The 16,197-nt window shown below is 53.9% G+C and carries 14 protein-coding genes, 1 tRNA gene and 2 pseudogenes; 13 read left to right on the top strand and 4 right to left on the bottom strand.

Annotated features, from left to right (window positions below; translation table 11 throughout):
* Positions 1-62 precede the first annotated feature (62 nt).
* Entirely contained in the window at positions 63-740 is a 678-nt protein-coding gene (gene tpiA, locus PFER_RS07050; protein WP_048150407.1) for a triose-phosphate isomerase, read from the top strand.
* A gap of 6 nt (positions 741-746) precedes the next feature.
* On the opposite strand, the gene PFER_RS07045 is transcribed toward tpiA, so the two are convergent.
* On the bottom strand, positions 747-2,774 hold the full coding sequence (locus PFER_RS07045; RefSeq protein ID WP_048150405.1) for a hypothetical protein: 2,028 nt from the start codon (positions 2,772-2,774) through the stop codon (positions 747-749).
* Between the two features lie 150 nt (positions 2,775-2,924).
* Here PFER_RS07045 and PFER_RS07040 point away from each other — a divergent pair, with 150 nt between their 5' ends.
* From PFER_RS07040 to PFER_RS07025, 4 genes are all read left to right on the top strand, one after another.
* Positions 2,925-3,113 carry a hypothetical protein gene (locus PFER_RS07040; protein ID WP_048150402.1) on the top strand — a complete coding sequence of 63 codons (189 nt, stop codon included), beginning with the start codon at positions 2,925-2,927 and terminating at the stop codon, positions 3,111-3,113.
* A complete protein-coding gene (locus PFER_RS07035; RefSeq protein ID WP_084593932.1) occupies positions 3,082-4,371 on the top strand; it encodes a sodium:solute symporter family protein in 1,290 nt (429 codons plus the stop codon). The genes PFER_RS07040 and PFER_RS07035 overlap by 32 nt, the downstream gene beginning before the upstream one ends.
* A gap of 295 nt (positions 4,372-4,666) precedes the next feature.
* Complete coding sequence (locus tag PFER_RS07030; RefSeq protein WP_048150398.1) at positions 4,667-7,333, top strand: valine--tRNA ligase; 2,667 nt, start codon at positions 4,667-4,669, stop codon at positions 7,331-7,333.
* 100 nt (positions 7,334-7,433) lie between these two features.
* The gene (locus PFER_RS07025) at positions 7,434-8,009 is read left to right on the top strand and encodes a ferritin-like domain-containing protein (RefSeq protein ID WP_048150396.1); all 576 of its coding nucleotides are present in this window, start codon (positions 7,434-7,436) and stop codon (positions 8,007-8,009) included.
* Positions 8,010-8,070: 61 nt separating this feature from the next.
* Here the strand turns inward: PFER_RS07025 and PFER_RS12020 are convergent.
* Positions 8,071-8,217: pseudogene (locus PFER_RS12020) on the bottom strand (IS6 family transposase); the annotation flags it as partial.
* A 122-nt stretch (positions 8,218-8,339) separates the two neighbouring features.
* Here PFER_RS12020 and PFER_RS07015 point away from each other — a divergent pair.
* Together PFER_RS07015 and PFER_RS12015 are read left to right on the top strand one after the other, a co-directional pair.
* Positions 8,340-8,417 (top strand) — tRNA-Glu (locus PFER_RS07015).
* Between the two features lie 221 nt (positions 8,418-8,638).
* Positions 8,639-8,938: pseudogene (locus PFER_RS12015) on the top strand (IS6 family transposase); the annotation flags it as partial.
* Between the two features lie 203 nt (positions 8,939-9,141).
* On the opposite strand, the gene PFER_RS07010 reads toward PFER_RS12015, so the two are convergent.
* Both PFER_RS07010 and PFER_RS07005 read right to left on the bottom strand, forming a co-directional pair.
* Positions 9,142-9,627 carry a hypothetical protein gene (locus tag PFER_RS07010; RefSeq protein WP_048150391.1) on the bottom strand — a complete coding sequence of 162 codons (486 nt, stop codon included), beginning with the start codon at positions 9,625-9,627 and terminating at the stop codon, positions 9,142-9,144.
* Positions 9,624-9,833, bottom strand: a complete 210-nt coding sequence (locus PFER_RS07005; RefSeq protein ID WP_245612487.1) for a t26-17p — start codon at positions 9,831-9,833, stop codon at positions 9,624-9,626. Before PFER_RS07005 ends, PFER_RS07010 begins: the two co-directional genes overlap by 4 nt.
* Positions 9,834-10,323: 490 nt before the next feature.
* Here PFER_RS07005 and lonB point away from each other — a divergent pair, with 490 nt between their 5' ends.
* From lonB to PFER_RS06975, 6 genes are all read left to right on the top strand, one after another.
* Entirely contained in the window at positions 10,324-12,219 is a 1,896-nt protein-coding gene (gene lonB, locus PFER_RS07000; protein ID WP_048150386.1) for an ATP-dependent protease LonB, read from the top strand.
* Positions 12,220-12,340: 121 nt separating this feature from the next.
* A complete protein-coding gene (locus PFER_RS06995) occupies positions 12,341-12,700 on the top strand; it encodes a DUF4870 domain-containing protein (protein ID WP_048150382.1) in 360 nt (119 codons plus the stop codon).
* 70 nt (positions 12,701-12,770) lie between these two features.
* Entirely contained in the window at positions 12,771-13,418 is a 648-nt protein-coding gene (locus PFER_RS06990; protein WP_048150379.1) for a glutaredoxin domain-containing protein, read from the top strand.
* A 63-nt stretch (positions 13,419-13,481) separates the two neighbouring features.
* A complete protein-coding gene (locus PFER_RS06985) occupies positions 13,482-14,201 on the top strand; it encodes an electron transporter (RefSeq protein WP_048150377.1) in 720 nt (239 codons plus the stop codon).
* A gap of 148 nt (positions 14,202-14,349) precedes the next feature.
* Positions 14,350-14,874 carry a CBS domain-containing protein gene (locus PFER_RS06980; protein ID WP_048150376.1) on the top strand — a complete coding sequence of 175 codons (525 nt, stop codon included), beginning with the start codon at positions 14,350-14,352 and terminating at the stop codon, positions 14,872-14,874.
* Entirely contained in the window at positions 14,838-16,109 is a 1,272-nt protein-coding gene (locus tag PFER_RS06975) for a cation:proton antiporter (RefSeq protein WP_048150373.1), read from the top strand. The genes PFER_RS06980 and PFER_RS06975 overlap by 37 nt, the downstream gene beginning before the upstream one ends.
* Positions 16,110-16,197 lie beyond the last annotated feature (88 nt).

The following is a 16,197-nucleotide window of genomic DNA, read 5'->3' as shown; positions in this document are numbered from 1 at the left end:
TCTTCCCGCCCAAATAGATAAAGCATTTAAGGAATAAACGCAACTCACTTACGGTGATACACGTGAAGCTGAAGGAGCCTATTATAGCGATAAACTTCAAGACCTACATAGAGGCCACCGGCGATGGGGCCCTTAGGATAGCCAAAGCTGCCGAGAAGGTGTGGAAGGAGACGGGAATAACGCTCGTGGTAGCCCCCCAGCCCGCCGACCTCTACCGCATAGCCAGCGAGGTCGAGATACCCGTCTTTGCGCAGCACATAGACCCCGTGAAGCCGGGAAGCCACACGGGGCACATACTCCCGGAGAGCGTGAAGGAGGCCGGGGCCGTTGGAACGCTCCTCAACCACTCCGAGAGGAGGATGATTCTGGCGGACCTCGAGGCATCCATAGCAAGGGCGGAGGAGCTTGGACTAATGACGATGGTTTGCACAAACAACCCTGCCGTTTCAGCGGCGGCGGCCGCCCTCGGACCTGATTACGTGGCGGTTGAGCCTCCGGAACTCATAGGCACTGGAATCCCCGTGAGCAAGGCCCAGCCCGAGGTCGTCACCAACACGGTCGAGCTCGTGAAGAAGGTCAACCCCGAGGTTGGAGTTCTCACGGGCGCGGGAATAAGCACCGGCGAGGACGTCAAGAAGGCCCTCGAACTTGGAAGCGTCGGTGTACTCCTCGCGAGCGGCGTTACGAAGGCTAAGGACCCGGAGAAGGCTATATGGGACCTTGTCTCCCTGATAATTTAAAAAAGATCAGCCGAGCAGGAACTCGGCCAGGTAGCTGAGGTAGTCCGAGTCAATGGCGTTCTCGTACCTCTCCACTTTTTGTCCCGTTTCCGTTCTCCCCTGACCCGCGAGCACTATCACGATCTGCTTCTTGCCCCAGACGTCGCGCTTAACGAAGATGCCCCTCTCGCCCTTTATTATGGCCTCCTGCTCCTCGGGGGTCAGGGCCTCCTTCACGTAGTCTCCAACGCCGTCGTAGGCCTTGGGTCCTCCGAGGATTACTATTATCCTCGAATCCTTGGCACCATCGAACTGATCAGGGGTCACCCTGTTCACCATGACGCCCATCTCACCTAGCCTGCTGGCGAACTCCTCCCCCCTAACGGCCCAGTCAATATCATTGGAGAGTATCGTGACCTGTATCCCAGGGGCGAAGGTTCTAACGGGTTCGAACTTGGAGGCCCAGTCCACGAGGCTGCTTAGAATTGTGAACTCGTCCTCACCGCCGTTCTCTATTGAGAAGGAAATGTAGGCGCTCCTTATGCCGTCCCCCCTGCTCCTCTCGTCCTTCGTGATGACGGAGAGCAGGTAGTCGTTGGAGAGGGCTTTTATCTCGACGAGGTCTCCGTTGATGGCGCTTAAAAGCCTGAGCTTTTCGAGGGTGGAGGGGTCGGGGCTGACGGTTACGGTATCTGTTCCCACCGTTAGGGAGACGCTGTCATCGGCGAACTCAGCGTTCCTTACCGCGTCAACGAGCGGGAAGTCGAGGGCGTAGAGGGCCTTGTCGTAGGCGGCCTTTCCAAACTTGGCCGCCTCAACGTTCATGAGCTTCTCCAGCACGGGTTTGAAGTCCTTCTTCTTGGCCCTTATCTTTTCCTTCGCGAAGCCTATGCTGCTCTCAGGGAGGAGGTACTGCCAGCCGAACTCGCCGTAGGTGCCGTTGGCGAACTCAACCGGCCCGGAGATGAGGCTCAAATCCTTGGAGATGAGCTTGCCTGTGGAGGGTATGAAGGGCTGCACTGCAGGTATCTCCGCTATAGCTGCCTTTCCAGCCTTTAAGGACTCGTCCTTGGTGCTCTCAACCAGCGGGAGCATGTAGAGACCGAGGGCCGTTGCAAGACTCTTCTTGAAGTTTTTGAGGGTGCCAATGTTCCTGGTACCCAGCATCTCCACCGTGCCATCCGCGTAGACGGTTCCATCGTAGAGTGTGCCGTGGGTTACTATTAAACCACCGTTGACGCTCCTGAGGTAGTCCACGAGCTCCGCCACCTCTCCCTCCGAGAGAGACCACTCGTTCCGCCAGAGGTTTGACAGTATGACAACCTTCGGGTTGAAGTCCTCAAGGGCGCCCTCGAGCTCATCGGGGGATATTATGCCTATTCTGTACCTCTCACCGAGGAGCTCCCAGTGGTGCTCTGGAAGGAAGTCTATGTAACCCCTCAACGGCGCCAGCTCCGAGAGTCTGGACTCGTAATCGCTCAGATTGTAGGGGTAGCCCTTCTTGGTACCGTTCACCATGGCCTCTATGTTCTCCCAGTTCTGGATAAAGAGCCTCGCCTCTATCGTGGGGTCAACTATGAGTACGCGCGTCCCCTCCGGGTTGGAGACTATGTAAAAGCCCCTCTCGCTTTCGACCACGTGCCCCTCTTTGTCCTTGACCACCACCTTGAACTCCACCCTGGAGCCGGCCGGCTGGGGCGGTATCTCCGCCTTCCTGTATTCGGTTCTTAGCGTGAAGTTCGTCGTTGTGAACCTGCTGAAGAAGTAGTCGTACATAGCTGGATTCTCGTTTATCGGAACCCTATCGGAGTAGCGCTTTATCCATTCGCCCTCGTTGACGCGGTAGTAGAAGTTTATCTCCTCAACGTCTATATCCTCAACGATGTAGAAGTAGGCATCGAAGGTCTCGTTGGGGAGCACCGAGAGGTATTGGGGATACGGGGTCCCGAGGAGAACTATCGGTGGCTTGGGGTTGCTTATTAGCACGGCCCCATGTACGTTTCCCAGCCCCGAGAGCAGGGCGAGGAGCATTAATACCGTTACCACCCTTTTCATGCAATCACCTGTCCTAGATTAAGCCCTCAGTTTATATAACGCTTCCTCTATCGGCTCCGAATGGTTGTTGTCATTTTGACAATTTTACAGCCACAAAGTTTAAATGATTTTCAAGCTTGGCCCTTTTGTACTTTCGAAGAGGTGCGCAAAATGGACGTAGTTTGGACAACACTCCTGGTTTACATGGGAGCGATGCTAGGGATATCAGCGTACGCAAGGAAGTACATTAAGACCTCGGCCGATTTTCTCGTGGCCGGGAGGAGACTTGGACTGGCACTGACCACAGCGACTCTTGCAGCCACTCACTATGGTGGTGGCTTTCATCCTCGGCGGAGCTAGCTGGGGAGCCACCTACGGGTTAGGTGGAATATGGTACGGTTTTGCCTGCGGGCTGGGGCTTTTGCTCCTTGGTGTAACCCTCGCGAAGCCCATGCGTGCCCTGGCTCTGTACACCGTCCCCGACGTTCTGGAGATGAGGTACAAGAGCAAGACGATAAGGCTTCTTGCGGCGACACTATCGCTCCTGGCCCTCGTTGGGATACTTGGAGCGCAGGTATGGGCAGCTTCGGCCGTCTTCGAGGCAATAGGGCTTCCGGGAACCGCGGGAGCGGTCTTTGCCACGCTGATATTCATCGCCTACACCGCCTTTTCGGGGCTGTGGGCCGTGGCGCTAACGGACTTCATCCAGGTGATACTCGGGAGCGTTGGGGTGCTCATCGCGGTTATCCTCGGACTGAACAAGGTGGGGGGCTTCGGAGGGCTCAGGGCAAGCCTGGCAAACGTTCCAAACCTGCCCCAGGCGACGGGCGAGTACTTTAACTTCACCTCACTGGGATTCTCTCTCCTCGCCCTCACCCTAGCTGCCACGGTGATGTACACACTCATAGGGCAGGACTTCTACCAGAGGCTCTTCGCCTCTAAGGACGAAGGAACCGCCAGGAAGGGGGCCATATACAGCGGCCTGCTCCTCATGGCGCTCTCGATACTGCCTGCACTCGCGGGGATGCTCGCACTCGCACTCTCGAACGACCCCCAGGCAATAATAGACTCACCAAAGACCGCCGTTCCCAAGCTCGTCATCACTGTCTTCGGAAGCGGTGTGGGGGCCATATTCGTGGCGGCAATCCTCGCGGCGGTTATGAGCACGGCGGACTCACTGCTCTCTGCTGCAACATCGCACGTGGTAAAGGACTTCTACCAGAGCTTCGCAAAGGAGGCCGACGACAGGAAGCTGCTGAGGCTCTCCATAGTGACAACCGTGGTGATAGGGCTCCTCTCCCTCGTGGCGGCGCTGACTATACAGGGCATAGTCGAGCTCCTCATATACTCCTACGACATCTACACTTCGGGCGTCTTCGTGCCCCTCATACTCGGAATCTACTGGAAGCGGGCGACGAAGGAGGGGGCACTGCTCGGCATGCTCGCCGGTTCCCTAACGGCGATTGTGGGAATAGCGGGACTCGTGAGCTTCAGCTACTGGGAGTACATATACGTCAGCGGCGCCCTAGTTTCGGCGGTCGTTATGATAGTGGCCAGCCTCCTGACCGCGCCGAAGGCCATTGAGAGGGAATTCGAGGAAGCATTTGAGCCCGGTTGAGAGCCCTTTACCTTTTTCTTCCGAAGGCCTCGCCCTTCAGGGGGAGGTCAGTTTTCATTTTGACATTTCCCTTTTGACAAGCCGGCTTTCCGTGCCACGGTCGCGCGAAAACTTTTTAAAGCAGTGGCTCCTTATGGGGTTCGGTGGTGCCTATCGTCCATCGAAAACCATGGATGTGCATATGACCCAGGCCAGAGAACCAAGCGTTTTGGGTTAGTCGAGGCGCCACCGGGAAATGTTTTAAACCCCTCTTCTGAGTTTGAGCCATCCAAAAAAGGGACTAAAGGTGATGCCCATGCTTCCTAAAAACTACGAACCCGAGAAGATTGAGCCCAAGTGGCAGAAGTTCTGGCTCGATGAGAAGATATACAAGTACGAGCTCGACGAAAAGAGGCCGAGCTACGCGATTGATACGCCCCCTCCGTTCACGAGCGGAACGCTCCACCTCGGCCACGTTCTCAGCCACACGTGGATTGACATAATCGCGCGCTACAAGAGGATGACCGGCTACAACGTGCTCTTCCCGCAGGGCTTCGACAACCACGGCCTCCCGACCGAGCTCAAGGTCGAGAAGGAGTTCGGAATAAGCAAGGACCAGCCCGAGCTCTTCCTCAAAAAGTGTATAGAGTGGACCTGGCAGGCCATAGAAGCGATGAGAAACCAGTTCATAAGGATAGGCTACTCAGCCGATTGGGATTTGGAATACCACACGATGGACGACTGGTACAAGGCAGCCGTTCAAAAATCGCTCCTCGAGTTCTACAGGAAGGGAATGCTCTACCGCTCGGAGCACCCGGTTTACTGGTGCCCCAGGTGCAGGACGAGTTTGGCGAAGGCAGAGGTTGGCTACGTTGAGGAGGACGGCTTCCTCTATTACATCAAGCTCCCGCTGGCGGATGGTTCTGGTTATGTCCCAATAGCCACCACGAGGCCCGAGCTCATGCCGGCCTGTGTGGCAGTTTTCGTCCACCCCAAGGACGAGCGCTACAAGGACGTAGTTGGAAAGAAGGTGAGGCTCCCGATATTCGAGCGCGAGGTTCCTGTTATAGCGGATGAGGACGTTGACCCCGAGTTCGGAACTGGAGCGGTCTACAACTGTACCTACGGTGACGAGCAGGACGTAGTCTGGCAGAAGCGCTACAACCTGCCCGTTATCATAGCCATCAACGAGGACGGAACCATGAACGAGAACGCCGGGCCCTACGAGGGGCTCAAGGCCGAGGAGGCCAAGGAGAAGATCGCCGAAGACCTCGAGAAGATGGGCCTCCTCTACGACAAGAAGAAGGTGCACCACAGGGTTCTGAGACACACGGAGAGGAGCTCATGTATGGCGCCCATCGAGCTCCTTCCAAAGAAGCAGTGGTTCATCAAGGTGAAGGACTTCACCGAGGAGATAGTCAAGGTGGCCGAGAAGATAAACTGGTATCCGAGCGACATGTTCCTAAGGTTGAAGGACTGGGCCGAGAGCATGGACTGGGACTGGGTCATAAGCAGGCAGCGCGTTTTCGGAACGCCTATCCCGTTCTGGGTGTGCAAGAACAGCGAGATAATCCTCCCGGACGAGGAGGACCTTCCGGTAGACCCGCGCTTTGACAAGCCGCCGAGGAAGTGCTCCGACGGAAGCGACCCGGAGCCGGTCACGGACGTGCTCGACTGCTGGGTTGATTCGAGCCTCACCGCCCTCATAATAAGCAAATGGCACGATGCACTCAAGGGCGATGAGAATGCCAAGCGCTGGTTCAAGCACAACTTCCCCACCGCCCTCAGGCCGCAGGGAACGGACATCATAAGGACGTGGGCCTTCTACACGATATTCAGGACGTGGGTACTCACCGGGGAGAAGCCCTGGGAGGACATCCTCATCAACGGTATGGTCGCCGGCCCGGACGGAAGGAAGATGAGCAAGAGCTACGGCAACGTCGTCGCTCCCGACGAGGTCATCCCGAAGTACGGTGCCGATGCCCTAAGGCTCTGGACCGCTCTGGCACCTCCGGGAGAGGATCACCCGTTCAAGTGGGAGACCGTTGACTACAACTACCGCTTCCTCCAGAAGGTCTGGAACATCTACCGCTTTGCCGAGCGCCATCTGGAAGGCTTCGACCCGGCGGGGGCTCCGGAGGAGCTCGAACCCCTCGACCGCTGGATACTCAGCAGGCTCCACCGCGTTATAAAGTTCTCCACGGAGGAGATGGAGAGGTACCGCTTCAACCTGCTCACGAGGGAGCTCATGACCTTCATCTGGCACGAGGTGGCGGATGACTACATCGAGATGGTCAAATACAGGCTCTACGGCGACGACGAGGAGAGCAAGCTCAAGGCAAAGGCTGCCCTCTACGAGCTGCTCTACAACGTGATGCTCCTCCTTGCTCCGCTCGCTCCCCACATCACCGAGGAGCTCTACCAGGAGATGTTCAAGGGGCACGTCGGTGCCAGGAGCGTCCACCTCCTCGAATGGCCGAAGTACAACGAGGGCAAGATTGACGGGGAGGCCGAGAGGCTCGGCGAGCTCGCCCGCGAAATAGTCGGTGCCATGAGGCGCTACAAGAACGGCCACGGCCTCTCGCTCAACGCCAAGCTCAAGCACGTGGCAATCTACGCGACCGACTCCTACGAGGCTCTCAAGGCCATCGAGAAAGACATCGCGGGAACCATGAACATCGAGAAGCTTGAGATAATCAGGGGCGAGCCCGAGCTTGAGGAGAGGATCATCGAGATAAAGCCGAACTTCAGGACGGTGGGACCGCGCTACGGAAAGCTCGTGCCGAAGATAACCGCTTACCTCAAGGAGAACGCGGAAGAGGTTGCAAAGGCGCTCAAGGAGAGCGGAAAGGTCGAGTTCGAGGTAGAGGGCCAGAGGGTCGAGCTGGCCAAGGAGGACATCGTGCTCAGGAAGGCGGTCTTCAGCGAGGGAGAAGAGGTCGAGACGGCGGTGATAGGAGACGCCGTCGTTTTGTTCTTCTAATTCCTTTACATATTTCATAATTTATACATAACCCTTGAGATACTACCCAAAAGAAACTTTAAAATATTGCTTTATGATATTCCTTAAAGGGGGTGAGGCCATGAGCAAAGCACTTGAAATATTCATGGAGAAAGCCAGTATCTCAGAAAGTGTAAGACAATCGCTGGAAGAGCTAAGAGGTAGACCCCTAAAAGATATTCTGTCCTATGCCCTCCTTGGAGAGATAGATTCCTCCGACATGTACCAATTTCTTTATACTCATCTCCCAGAGGGTTATCCAAAGGAGACATTCAAAAAGTTTTTAGATATTGAGATTATGCACGATAGAAAGCTTCGAAAACTGTTTAAAAGCCTGTTTCCAAACGATACCCCCCATAATCCTGAAATCAAGAGCTGGGTCCAGACGTTTGTAGAAAAGGATTACCGCCTGAAGACTGTACAGGACTATTTGGATGTATTGAAGATAGCAATGGAAGCCGAACAGCTTGCAGAGAGGATTTATCTAATGATCATGGACCTATTACAAGAGCCAGAGCATAAGAAAATCATGTATGAACTAGCAAAGGACGAAAGGGATCACTATCAATTCATAAAAAGGGAATACGAGTTCTATTCAAGGATTCAGGCCAATAAGGCATTAGAGGAACTCATAAGAGATCTGAAAGCCAAGGAGTGACGAACAGACCGTTGATACTGTGAGGGTAACTGACCACCAGCCTTCTGGGACCCTTCTGTACGATTCCGAGGATTCTGGCGACTTGTCTGTAACTTAAACCCTGTGAGTACAGGCTTATCGCCTGAATTTTCTCCTCCACTGGGATTCTATTCCTGCGAGAAGGGTTTAAGGCTGAGACCAGCCAGTAAATAATGGTTTCAGCCTTCATATTTCTCCACCACTTTTTCTGAGGTGACACAACTAGATTTAAACATAACCCCTCAGCTTATCCTGACAGTATCCTCGACAAAAACAAAAGATTTTTAAAGGCTCCCTCACCCCTAATATCGAGCCCCGGTGGTGTAGCCCGGTCAATCATGCGGGACTCTCGATCCCGCGACCCGGGTTCAAATCCCGGCCGGGGCACCATAAGTCTAACAAACTTCGCCTGCGCGAAGTTTGATCAAGGTTCGTGGTTCTTCTTAAAAGATACCAAAATAACAAGTGGATTTCCTCCACTATGCTGTGTTCGGGAGTGAATTTCCTTTATTAGCCGCGCGGAAAGAGTTCCTTCCCCTGACGCCCTTCGGGCGTCGATTAAAAAGCGAACTCAGTTAAAAACAAGCTTGGATGGAAGTTAATTCGCTCCTCTCGCGAATTTTAGGAGGAATCCCTGCAACGACTGGCGAACTCCAAAAGAACCACAAACCTTTGAATGCCACGTTTTATACCTGTTAGGAATTTCTAATCACAGAATCAGCCACACAACCGTCTGGGAAACAATTCAAAAAACAGCAGAAGCAGTTTACCAACCAAAACTCTTAGCACTCAAAAAACAGCGGAATTTCATTGCAGTTGATGAGACTGTGGTGAAGATCAACGGGAGGAAGTGGTACTTCTGGGCGGCTATTGATGTTGAGAGCCGGGAAGTATTAGCCGTCCGGATTACCTAATCTTCCGGGCAATATTACCGAATGGTTTCAGGAGGTGATGCCCCAGTTATCCTGACAGTATCGAAATCTTCGAAGAAATCTTTATATATCCCTTATACTTCACAGTATAATGGGAAGTATACGAGAATTGTATACTTGGCCCTTTGAGTGGTGGCCCTGGCAGACCCTCATGAAGCCAGGGATGCACCGTGAGAAGGGCTTCACAGTATTCCCCTTTTCCGCAGTTCTTTTTTGAGTGCGTTCGGATTACGGTTCTTCTCGTAAATCTCGCGGGAAATGTATGCTAGATTGTCAGTAAGCAAAACAATGTGATGGAATTCCCGCCTGTTTTTGGCAACACTCTCTTTGAAGATGTTTTTCCGGCTTTTATACTCTTCGAGCTTTTTAAGAACGGTGTCATCCACTATGAGGACTCTAATCTCTTTATCCATGTTTATTATTTCATCCTTGATCTCTTTGAAGGAAGGGGTTATAATAACTCTCTTGAGAAGGGGTTTAATGTCCGCAAATCTTTTTGGAAATTTCGCAACGTAATTTCTTTTTTCCTGTTTTCTAAGTTCTGCAATGTGCTTAAGCCAGCCCCCACGTTTTCGGAGTTCACTTAGATTATTATAATCTATCTCTACGAGGGCGTAGATAGTTCTTTTCTGTCTGCTCCTATCCACGGAAATCACGAGAGTCTTCATTCCACCACCAGCCAACTTGGTCTCTTCTCTGCCGGAATCAGCTCGGCCAGCTCCTGAACTTCCTCTGGTGTGAGGAGGTAAACCTTCTCCGGAAGCTCGACTTTTGAAGGGATGTAAATAAGCCTCTGCTCGACGTTATAGGCTTTACCCCTCTTCTTTTGCCTCTTGATGTGCTTCCTGACTTGGACTTTGAGCACTTTCACCACCATTATGCAGTAGAAGGTCATCATTATAAAGTTTTCTACCGTAGAAAAAGAAAGACAAGATGTTGGTCTTTCTTTTCCACTTCTATCCCTCTTACTTTCATCATTCTCTTTATGCCCCTCCAGAGAGCTTAGAGAAGAATGACGTCGGTTTCAGTGGCCGGGTTCTCATAGAGCATCTCCATGTAAAGTGTATTGATTGAGCATTCATAGATTCCACCGCATTATCCCAAAACCCTCAACCACCATCCCCACGAACCAGGTAGATGGGTTCATAGGGGGAGCATCCCCTGGAGAACCCTTCTTTCCAAGGTAAAATGCCAGGCGGGGGTGGAATGGGATAAGAAAGGCCCACATAACCCCAACATCCAGCCGTTACTGGGAAACCTGACCGTTCTGGATTCTCCCGAAGAATGCAACGGTTCAACCCATCCCGGCAAACCTTTATAAAATGTCCATCTTAATGGAGAGCAGGGAGAGGAAGGTGTGAGCCATGGATGAGAGAGAGGTTGAAAGGGAGCTCACAGCGGGGGAGCCCCTTGAGCTCGGGGTGGAGTTTGAAACCACCGAGGAGGTTAAAATTCCCGAAAAGCTCATAGACCAGGTTATTGGTCAGGATCACGCCGTGGAGGTTATAAAAACCGCCGCCAAGCAGAAGAGGCACGTCCTCCTCATAGGCGAGCCCGGAACCGGCAAGTCAATGCTCGGTCAGGCCATGGCCGAACTCCTCCCCACGGAGGAGCTGGAGGACGTTCTGGTCTTTCCGAATCCCGAAGACGAGAACATGCCGAGGATCAAGACCGTTCCGGCCTGCCAGGGGAAGAAAATAGTCGAGCGCTACCGCCAGAAGGCCAAGGAGCAGGAAAACATAAAGTCCTACCTCCTGCTTGCGGTGCTCTTCGTCGTGGTGCTGGCCCTCATAATGAGTCCGAGCGCCGAAACGCTCCTCTTCGGAATGTTCGTCTTCATAGTGTCCCTCATGGCCATATCAAACCTCCGCCTGAAGAGCCAGGCCATGGTGCCAAAACTCCTCATTGACAACTGCGGAAGGAACAAGGCGCCCTTCGTTGACGCCACGGGTGCACACGCTGGCGCTTTACTCGGCGATGTGAGGCACGACCCGTTCCAGAGCGGCGGACTTGGGACGCCGGCCCACGAGCGCGTTGAGCCCGGAATGATACACAGGGCCAACAAGGGCGTCCTCTTCATAGACGAGATAGCGACCCTCAGCATAAAGATGCAGCAGAGCCTCCTTACCGCGATGCAGGAGAAGAGACACGCCATAACGGGCCAAAGCGAGCTCTCAAGCGGTGCGATGGTGAGAACGGAGCCTGTACCGTGCGACTTCATTTTGGTGGCCGCCGGAAACCTCGACACCATAGAGAAGATGCATCCCGCGTTGCGCTCCCGTATAAGGGGGTACGGTTACGAGGTCTACATGAGAACCACCATGCCGGACACCCTCGAGAACAGGAAGAAGCTCGTCCAGTTCGTGGCACAAGAGGTTAAGCGTGATGGGAAGATACCCCACTTCACGAAGGAGGCCGTTGAGGAGATAGTGAGGGAGGCCCAGAAGAGAGCCGGAAGAAAGGGACACCTAACGCTCCGCCTCCGCGACCTCGGCGGTGTCGTGAGGGCTGCTGGAGACATGGCGATACGCGAGGGCTACAACTACGTGACGAGGGAGCACGTGCTTAAGGCCCTAAGGATGGCCAAGCCCCTCGAGAAGCAGCTCGCGGACTGGTACATAGAGAACAAGAAGGAGTACCAGGTCATAAAGAGCGAGGGCGGCGAGGTAGGAAGGGTGAACGGTTTGGCGGTCATAGGCGAGCAGAGTGGTATTGTTTTGCCAATAGAGGCCGTCGTCGCACCCGCCGCCAGCAAAGAGGAGGGCAAAATAATAGTCACCGGAAAGCTCGGGGAGATAGCAAAAGAAGCAGTTCAGAACGTCTCGGCGATAATCAAGCGCTACAAGGGTGAGGACATAAGCAGGTACGACATCCACGTCCAGTTCCTCCAGACCTACGAGGGCGTTGAAGGAGATTCAGCCAGCATAAGCGTCGCAACCGCCGTCATCTCGGCCCTTGAAGAGATACCGATAAGGCAGGATGTGGCCATGACCGGTTCCTTAAGCGTCCGCGGCGAGGTGCTTCCAATAGGAGGGGCGACACCAAAGATAGAGGCTGCCATCGAGGCGGGCATAAAGACGGTAATAATCCCCAAGGCGAACGAGAAGGACGTCTTCCTCAGCAAGGACAAGGCCGAGAAGATAGAGATATTCCCCGTTGAGACCATAGACCAGGTGCTCGAGATAGCCCTCCAGGATTCGGAAAAGAAGGAGGAACTCATAGAGCGCATAAGGCGGGCCCTCCCCCTCAGGGAGGCGTGACTCTTTTATAAATTTCAACGTCCGCAATTTTCAATATTTCCAATGAAAATTGTTTGAATGGAAAAGTCCTTATAGTATAAATTCAAATATTCTCTGATTAACTTTGGGAGGTTGTTTTGCCATGGAGGAAATTGACGAAACCGGAGGGGTTAAGAAAACCTCCCTCGGTCTTGAGGAGAATATCGAGGGGGCACTGGCGTATCTCTTGGGCCCAGTGACGGGGATTGCATTGCTCTTGCTCGAGAAGGAGAGCAAATTCGTGCGCTTCCACGCCATGCAGTCCACCATAATATTCCTCGGAATCATAGTGCTTCAGATAATCCTCGGTATAATCCCCTTTTTGGGGTGGCTGCTGGCGGTGCTCCTCAACCTGCTTGGGCTGGTGGTCTGGATAGTTGGAATGCTCAAGGCCTACCAAGGGGAGCTTTACAAGTTCCCAATCGTTGGGGACATTGCGGAGGGCCAGCTCGAGAAGCTCTGACTTTTCTATTTTCTTATCATTAAGGGATAAGTTTATATCCTATGGCACACAGTGGTACATAGGTGATTCCATGAGAAAATTGTACGGCCTCGTGATCCTGCTGATAGTGCTCTCAACGCTCTCCCACGCGCTGGCACAGGGAGAGATAGACCCCAAGAAGGTGCACTTCTACATGTACGGAGCCGCCACGTGCCCCCACTGTAAAAAGATGAAGGAAGAGATACCCAAGGCCTTCGGGGCGGACAGCCTGACCTACTACGAGCTCGTCAACAACGACGAGAACTCAGCCCTGTTCGGGGAGATATACCGGCTTACGGGGATAAGTGGCGTCCCGGCAATAGGCATAGCCTACGACGGAAAGCTCTACGCTATCATAGAAGGGGAGTTCAATGTGTCGGCAACGCCCGAGATAATAAAAGAGGCGCAGGAGAGGAACGGCATGTTTCTCGTGACGGGGGGAAAGGTTTACCTCATACCCCGCAACGAGACGGAAGGTGCCCAGACCATAGCGAAGCTCGAAACGCTGTTCATAGAGCACAGGAGTGCCACGGGAACGACAGGCACTTCCCCGACAACGACATCCAACACAGAAACGACGGAAACAACGAGTACAGCACTTCCCACAACAACGGGAACAAATGAAAACAAAACCTGCGGGCCGGCCTTCATAGGCCTCCTCGCGCTGCTTCCGCTCCTCATGAGGAGGGCCAACCATTAGTTGTCCACTTCCGGTTTTAGAAAGCCCTAAAACTTCCATTTCCAATTTTCCGTGGTGGGTGGAATGAGGAGGGATGCGTGGGCACTGCTGGCCATAGTTTCACTTTCCTTCATCATAAGCATAACCGCCCTGACGCTCCTCGGACTGAAGGAATGGATAATGCCTTTTCTGGGCCTATCGCTCTCCGATTCAATAAACCCCTGCACCTTCGTGATATACTCCATGCTCCTCATAGCCCTGTCCGTGAAGGAGGTTTCCAAGACGGAAATCTACAGGGTCGGGCTGGCCTTCGTGGTGGCGATATACCTCTCCTACTACTCCCTTGGGGTGGGGCTTGTCGTCTTCTCGAAGTCCATACCCGCATGGGTGGCCGGCGCCCTTGCGATAGCCTTCGGAGCCTACACCATGGTTACGGGCTACCTTGAGCGCTCAAGGATAGCAGGGAAGGGCAGTGTGAGGCGCAAAATATTCAGCAAGGACGCCACCGTCCTCGGGGCATTCACCCTCGGCGTTATAGTGTCCTTCACACTCTTACCCTGCTCGGCAGGGAGTTACCTTATCTACGCCATACTCATATCCAAGGTCGGCTCCCTGACGTACCTTCTCCTGGCCCTGTACAACCTGATATTCGTCCTCCCCCTAATCGTCATCCTCTTCGTGATGGGGGGTATAAGCGAGAGCAAGAGCGTTTCACAGAGGCTCGTTCAGAGGAGCAGGGAACTCTCAATGCTCGCGGGAGCCGCGCTGATCGGTGTGGGCCTCTGGGTTCTCTACGCTTATTGACGTTCTTTGGCTGAAAAGAGGCATTTAAGGACTTTAAATTCTGGCATCTCATGCCATATTTTTTTGATGAACATAAAGATTCATGAATGCCATTTAAAGCTCAAAAAACGTTAAATATTCAATTTTTCAACCCCCTCCAGGTGATGGCATGTCGGATGTGGAGAGGGCCCTCCAGACGTTTCATTCGGTAAAAGTCGGCAGCATAATGCCACCGATTTCGGGTATGCCCGTGGTCAGTGCCGATTCATCCATCGTGGACGTTCTCAAGCTCCTCAGAACGAGACATCACGTGTGGGTTGTCGAGGACAGAAAGAGCATGAGGCTCCTCGGGGTAATAAGGTACCTCGACGTTATGAACATCCTCTTACCGCCTGAGGACACCAAGGCGAGGTTCGGGAACATAAGCACTCTCTTCAAGTCCATACTCAGCGGGGCGGAGACGGCGAGCGACGTTATGGAGCGGAACGTCATGACGATAGACGAGGATGCCACCGTGCTGGAGGCCCTCAAGAGGATGAAGAACTACAAGAGCCAGATACTTGCGGTCGTTGACGACGAGGGGAGGCTCGTGGGGGAGGTCAGCCTCAGACTTCTGATAGACGAGTTCATTAGACTCATGAGACTGGGGGGAGTGCAATGGACGCAACATGGCTCCTCTTCACACTCGGAGTAGCGCTCATCGCGGGAAAGCTCGGAGACCACCTGATGGAGCGCTTTGAGCTCCCCGGTGTGCTCGGCGAGATACTCATGGGAATGCTCCTCGGGAACATAGTGTACTTCGGCATCGTCAGCCCCGAGCACCTGACCCTCCACTCCAACGAGACCTTCGAGTTTTTGGCGAAAATGGGCATAATCTTTCTCCTGTTCCTCGGGGGACTCGACACGGAGGTTGAGATGCTCAAGAGGACCGGGGCCGTGGCGACCGTTTCCACGGTCATGGGCGTTTTCGTTCCGTTGATCCTCGGCTGGTTCGGGCTCCGCCTCATGGGGTACCCCAACAGGGAGGCTTTCGCGGGTGGAATCCTTCTCACGGCAACGAGCATTGGAATAACCGTCCGCGTGATGATGGACCTCGGCGTTCTAAGGAGCGACGTTGGGGCCGCCTCTCTCAGCGCGAGCGTTATGGACGATTTCCTTGGGATAGCCCTCGTGATATTCGCCGTGGGCAGTGGGAGCGTTCTGGGTCTCGTGAGCAAGATGGCGGTCTTCTTCGTGATAACGGGAATCGTGGCGTGGTACAGCATAGACAGGTACGTCCGCTTTGCCGAATGGCTCCACGTCGAGAAAGGGGTCCTCGGGATGGTGCTGGCCCTGATGTTCCTCTTCTCCGCCCTCGCCCAGCACTGGTTCGACGCGGCCATTGAGGGAGCGTTCATGGCCGGCCTCGTCCTCTCAAAGCTCCCGGAGGGGAAAAAGTTAATTGACGACGTTAAGGCCATAGCCTACGGCCTGGTGGTTCCGGTTTTCTTCGTCTACACGGGTGCCATGCTCGACCTAAGGGTTTTCGGGAGCGTTGATGCCCTGGCCCTCGCGGCCGTCCTCACGGTGGTGGCAGTTGTTGGGAAGGTCGTTGGAAGGGGGTTCGGGGCAGTCATAATGGGATGGAGCATGAAGAAAGCGCTCCAGATGGGAATAGGTTCGATACCTAGGACCGAGGTGGCCCTCGTTGACCTCATGGTGGCTATACACGGAGGGGCAATCCCCCAGAGCGACGCCCAGAAGTTCATAGCGGCAACCCTCATCTTCATAACGGTCTCCGTCCTCATAACGCCGCCGCTCCTCAAGTGGGCATTCAGGGAGGACGTGGAGGCCATGAAGCGCGGAAAGGTCGAAGAGAGGAAGGAGGGAATCTCGAAGACCAAGAAGCGCATAATCAACATAAAGAAGCCCGGAAAGAGGAGGGAATGATTTATTTTTTAACACTTTTTTGCCAATGGACTGACATTACGACGGACGGATCATCAAAAATTTTATAAAGGTGCACCGTCACAGCCTG

It is taken from the genome of Palaeococcus ferrophilus DSM 13482 (genome assembly GCF_000966265.1).
In the GTDB taxonomy this organism is placed as follows: Archaea; Methanobacteriota_B; Thermococci; order Thermococcales; family Thermococcaceae; genus Palaeococcus; species Palaeococcus ferrophilus.
Note: the sequence above shows the minus strand (reverse complement) of the source record. Positions and strands in the feature narration are given on the sequence as shown.

Excerpts from the sequence above, each read along its gene's own strand:
- lonB (WP_048150386.1), top strand. The coding sequence starts at position 10,324 with ATGGATGAGAGAGAGGTTGAAAGGGAGCTCACAGCGGGGGAGCCCCTT.
- PFER_RS07025 (WP_048150396.1), top strand. The coding sequence starts at position 7,434 with ATGAGCAAAGCACTTGAAATATTCATGGAGAAAGCCAGTATCTCAGAA.
- PFER_RS07035 (WP_084593932.1), top strand. The coding sequence starts at position 3,082 with ATGGTGGTGGCTTTCATCCTCGGCGGAGCTAGCTGGGGAGCCACCTAC.
- PFER_RS06990 (WP_048150379.1), top strand. The coding sequence starts at position 12,771 with ATGAGAAAATTGTACGGCCTCGTGATCCTGCTGATAGTGCTCTCAACG.
- PFER_RS07010 (WP_048150391.1), bottom strand. The coding sequence starts at position 9,627 with ATGAAGACTCTCGTGATTTCCGTGGATAGGAGCAGACAGAAAAGAACT.
- PFER_RS06995 (WP_048150382.1), top strand. The coding sequence starts at position 12,341 with ATGGAGGAAATTGACGAAACCGGAGGGGTTAAGAAAACCTCCCTCGGT.
- PFER_RS07045 (WP_048150405.1), bottom strand. The coding sequence starts at position 2,774 with ATGAAAAGGGTGGTAACGGTATTAATGCTCCTCGCCCTGCTCTCGGGG.
- PFER_RS06985 (WP_048150377.1), top strand. The coding sequence starts at position 13,482 with ATGAGGAGGGATGCGTGGGCACTGCTGGCCATAGTTTCACTTTCCTTC.
- PFER_RS07030 (WP_048150398.1), top strand. The coding sequence starts at position 4,667 with ATGCTTCCTAAAAACTACGAACCCGAGAAGATTGAGCCCAAGTGGCAG.
- PFER_RS06980 (WP_048150376.1), top strand. The coding sequence starts at position 14,350 with ATGTCGGATGTGGAGAGGGCCCTCCAGACGTTTCATTCGGTAAAAGTC.
- PFER_RS07040 (WP_048150402.1), top strand. The coding sequence starts at position 2,925 with ATGGACGTAGTTTGGACAACACTCCTGGTTTACATGGGAGCGATGCTA.
- PFER_RS06975 (WP_048150373.1), top strand. The coding sequence starts at position 14,838 with ATGGACGCAACATGGCTCCTCTTCACACTCGGAGTAGCGCTCATCGCG.